Source organism: Frankia sp. CcI156, from assembly GCF_001983015.1.
In the GTDB taxonomy this organism is placed as follows: domain Bacteria; phylum Actinomycetota; class Actinomycetes; order Frankiales; family Frankiaceae; genus Frankia; species Frankia casuarinae.
The window spans coordinates 1-4131 of the sequence record NZ_MOMD01000111.1 but is presented as its reverse complement, the minus strand read 5'-3'; the positions used below and the strand labels follow the sequence as shown (position 1 = coordinate 4131).

Genomic DNA, 4131 nt, shown 5'->3' with positions numbered 1-4131 from the left:
TGAGGCCCGGCGAAAGCGTGCAGAACGCCCACTGACATCTGGGACGCCTAGCGCGCCTCCCACTGACGACACAGCCCGACCCCTGGTCGACTCAGGGCTCCGTATACCTTACGCAGAGGCATGTCGGGGGGTGCGGTGACCGTGACGATGGCCGATTTGGCAGTGCAAGGTCCGGAACCACCGTCGGAGATCGTTGCGCTCATGACCGGGCTGGATACCGCACTGGTGCTCGGCGACGAGGCCGCGGTGGGCACACCTATCGCCACCCTGCTACCGAAGGTGGCCTTGAGTCTCGCGGTCGGTAACGCAGCGCTGTCCATGCTGGGCGCCCCGACCTCCTCAGCGAGGCTCGTGCGCCTCCCTGAGGCGTCCTACAACAGTCTCAAGGACTCCGGAAAAGAGCCTCAGACCGGGCAAGGTTTTCAGCGGAGTCAACCGGAGCCCTAGAGGCCAGATCACCGAGCATCTGCAGTTCACCGCTCTCCCCCCTCTAGTTGTAGCCAGCGACTGGCTGCGCGCCGGGGCGAGACTGCGGGTGCGTCGTTACGCTGGTGCACCTCGGTGACGCCTGCGGTGCGGGTGTCGCCACCGCCGACGCCGCGCTCGCATTCTGGCGCCTCCGACGACGCGGTCGCACGGCTGTGCGACGGACGCAGGAGCGGAGTGCAACAGGCCGAGACCACGCCCCTGGCCACCACGCAGCTCTGCAGGGCCCTCCCGATCGGGAGCGTCCGGCCTGGTCGCCGGGCCCCGTCGAGGTCTCCTAGAACTGCAGCCCGGCGTCGAGGGTCGCCTGCCGGAGATTGCGCAGGTACCGCCGCCCCTCGACGAGAAGCAGATAGGCGGGTGCCTCAGCGAACCGCGCCTCGTAGTCGGAGTCGAGCGTCGCGCGGGGGTGAAGGGCATAGTCCCTGATGCCGCGCAGGCTGTCGGCGAACCGGTGCAGCTCGTCGACCCGGCTCTTCTTCGCTCCCAGGTCCTTCAGCACAGGAACGACTCGCTCGATGAGCGTGCTCGCCGGTGTCTTGGGATCGTCGAGGAGCTTGTCGATCTGCGGCTTGTCGGCGCGCATCGTCTCCGCGACGGAGAACCACGCCGCCTCGCTCGCGAGCGCGAGCATGTTCGAGGAGGAGAAGTACCGGCCGGCCCGAAAGGTCTCGACGGCCTCCACGAGAGCCTTCAGACCGCGCGGGCCGAGTAGGTCCTTAAGTCCATCGGTGCCGAGAGTCGGATCGAGGATCGCCAGCTCCGACACGCCGCGGTATCGGCGGGCCACTCGATATGCGGGCGCGAGCAGCGGCTCCGACAACGGGAGCTGCGCGGTCGTGCCGTAGCCACCGTCGTGGACCTGCACCGGGAGGGTCCCAGGAGTATTGCAGCTGGTGAGGATTCCGGCCGCCAYCAGGTCGGCGAGTGCCTCGCGTGCCGCCGCCCGGATTCGAGCGAGCTTCAGCGGCGGCAGCTCCGCGTCAAGCGGGTCTTCCCCGAGCTCCCGGGGGTGGACCGGTGTCCGAAACGCATTGAGGTCAGCTCCGGCGGCGGTGAGAACCGCGATGACTAGCCCATCGGCCCCAAGAGCGCTGCCGCCCTCGACCGCTCGAAGAATGATCGCCTTGGCCTGCTGAACATCCGTCTCCCGCGCCTCGACAGCTTGCGTAAGCCGGCCCTGGTCCTGCGGGCTGATCGTGTGCATCACGCGACGGTAGCCGAGCACAGGCACGGGCATGCCTGACCACCCACGCCCGTCAGACCGCGGCGAGTGCCTCGATCTCCACGAGCCACGCCTCGTCATAGATACCCGCGACGATCACCGTCGGCGCCGGGCAATGCCCACCCAGCAACTCCCGGCGAATGGCGAAGTTCTCGTACGCGGTACCGCCGGTCGGACAGATAGGTCRTCACCTTCAGGCCGGACAGGCCCATCCCGTGGTGCGACAGTGCCGCGGCCACGTTCGCCCAGGCCTGGCGGCACTGTGCAGCGAATCCAGCGGACACGGTGCCGCGGTGACACCRGAATCTGCCCGGAGACCACGGCCAGGCGCGCCGGGGTCGGGATCTCGTACGAGTGCCGGTAACCGCCCCCGTCGGGGACCACCAGGCCGGAACTCACCACGGACCGATGCTGCCAGCAACGCCGCAGCCCTGATCAGTCAGTCCTCGTGTCCCCAGTGACGGTCGCCGCTGTCTACCTGGCGCGAGCCACCTGAAGCGATCTCCGCGCCGTGCCGCAGGTATGCAATCCACCCACACTCGGGTACCAACCCGGCGAGTGTTCCTCGGCGCATCGCATGCGACCGAGGTTCGGAACCACACGATCACGCCGGACCAACGCAATGAGGGTCCACACGCCGTTGCACCAGAGATATTCCCGCCAGCGCGAAACTGAGAGCGACCAGCTCGGCTTCGCAGTACGAGAATGCGGGCGGCCAGGATAATTCCGCTACAGGCTTCGGCCATAGCGGAATAAGCGGCTTTGGTTCGTCGAATTCGAGCACCTCCAGACCACGAGCGATCGCGTCTGGCACAAACACCACTTTGATCACGAAGGGGCCCAGGKCGGCCGTGAAATCGACCAGACTCCCGACGTAGACGCCGTCGGCGGTGCAGTCCAGCTTCCTCGGCCGGAGCCGCACGGGGCGATCGTGGTACATGGTGTCGTGGAACCTGCTGATCCACACGGCCACGTTGGTGGGTGCGTCGCCGTCTGCCAACTGGCGAGCGGTTACGGTCGGCAAAATCGCGCCATACCCCGACGTATTGACCTCGGCGATAGCGGTCTTGATACACCAGCGAGCAAGAATGCCGAGGCGCTCCGCCCCAAGGCTGACCGGAGCACCTTCCAACAGTGGCCCGAGAAAAACCTTGACAGAATTCTCCAGCCGGCTCATCCACCCGCCGTTGCAGTCGCCACAGGCGATCCGCACCTGGAGATCTATTTTCTTGAGACTGAAAGTCTTAGACTTTCCTGAATCACCGGCTCTAGAATTGACCGTCACCTTGCCCACGAACGAGGGAAGGGTCGATATCCAGGCTGGGATCACATGCTCCTTGGTGAGGGTTGCCTCAGCACCGCAGAACTGACAGATCATTTCCTCATCCTCTGGAGCTGGGCCGTCCGTCGAGTAAATTTGGCGACGACCGCGATCCCACACGATCGAGCCCGGACCGTGATGATCTAGGATATAAGGGGCCGGACTCTCGCGGCACATGGCCCCGGTCGGCTTCACGTCGCTGCCAGTGCGGTCACCTGCGGCCTGGTAGCAAGCACGCCAGGTTTGCCCAAGTTCGATGGGATCTCTCTGCCGACCGCGCCACCTGTGCGACCGACCGCTCTGGATCCCGCCTGACGCCGTTTCGGCGGCGTCCTGCGCGGGCGGAATACTCGGAGGGTGAACGATCCGGGGAAGGGCGCAAGAGGCGGTCCGGAGCGACGCGGTAGCGGTTCCGCCGCTGGCGCATCGCCGGCCGACGCCGCGGCGTGGGCGCCGCCGCCGCCGAGGCTGCGCACGATGGTGCTGGCGCAGGAGCTGGCTCCGCCGGTGGACACGCGGGAGCAGGTGCTGCCGTTCGACTGCCTGGCTTGGGAGAACTTCGAGCGGCTGTGCCTGAAGCTCGCTCTGGAGCGCGGCAAGGTTGATCATGCCGTGGACCACGTGGCCGGCGACCGGGAAACCGGCCGGATGTCGGCGCGGGAAGCCCGTGCGCAGGGTGGCCTGTACGGCACCCGGGGCCAGAAGCAGCAGGGCATCGACCTGTATGTTCGGCTGCCGCCGGCCGGGGATGCACCCCCGGGTTCCGGCGCCTCGCCGCGCTATCTGAGCCTGCAGTCACGGCGGGTCGCCAAGCTGACCGCGGCCGGTCTGAAGAAGGCGGTCGGGGACTTCCTGGGCGGTTCGTGGGCCTCCGCGAGTGACGTCTTCGTCTACGCCACCAGCCTGCCGGCCGTGCAGACCGAGCTAGCCGACGAGATCGCCCGGCAGACGGAGCGTCTGGCGGCCAAGGGCATCGAGTTCGAGGTCTGGGACGCGGAGGCACTGAAGTTATTCAGAAACTCTCTTGATTCTCTCGAAGCTCAGTATTCGCTCGGATTGCTGTTCGTTGATTTTCTGGAGGCCGACGGCTGCCTGGATG

4 protein-coding genes are annotated in these 4131 nt (G+C 66.6%); 2 read left to right on the top strand and 2 right to left on the bottom strand.

The genetic code is table 11. The annotated features are described in order from the left end of the window. Nucleotides 1-135: 135 nt before the first annotated feature. Nucleotides 136-447, top strand: a complete 312-nt coding sequence (locus CcI156_RS23395) for a hypothetical protein (protein ID WP_139168614.1) — start codon at nt 136-138, stop codon at nt 445-447. A gap of 316 nt (nt 448-763) precedes the next feature. On the opposite strand, the gene CcI156_RS23390 is transcribed toward CcI156_RS23395, so the two are convergent. Then, nucleotides 764-1726: a hypothetical protein gene (locus CcI156_RS23390; RefSeq protein WP_139341598.1), complete on the bottom strand. Its 963-nt coding sequence runs from the start codon at nt 1724-1726 to the stop codon at nt 764-766. 589 nt (nt 1727-2315) lie between these two features. Next, nucleotides 2316-3089, bottom strand: coding sequence for an HNH endonuclease (locus CcI156_RS23380; protein WP_139341597.1), 774 nt, complete (start codon nt 3087-3089; stop codon nt 2316-2318). Between the two features lie 420 nt (nt 3090-3509). On the opposite strand from CcI156_RS23380, the gene CcI156_RS23375 reads away from it, so the two are divergent. Next, nucleotides 3510-4131: hypothetical protein (locus tag CcI156_RS23375; RefSeq protein ID WP_139168612.1), on the top strand; the 622-nt coding region annotated here is incomplete at its 3' end.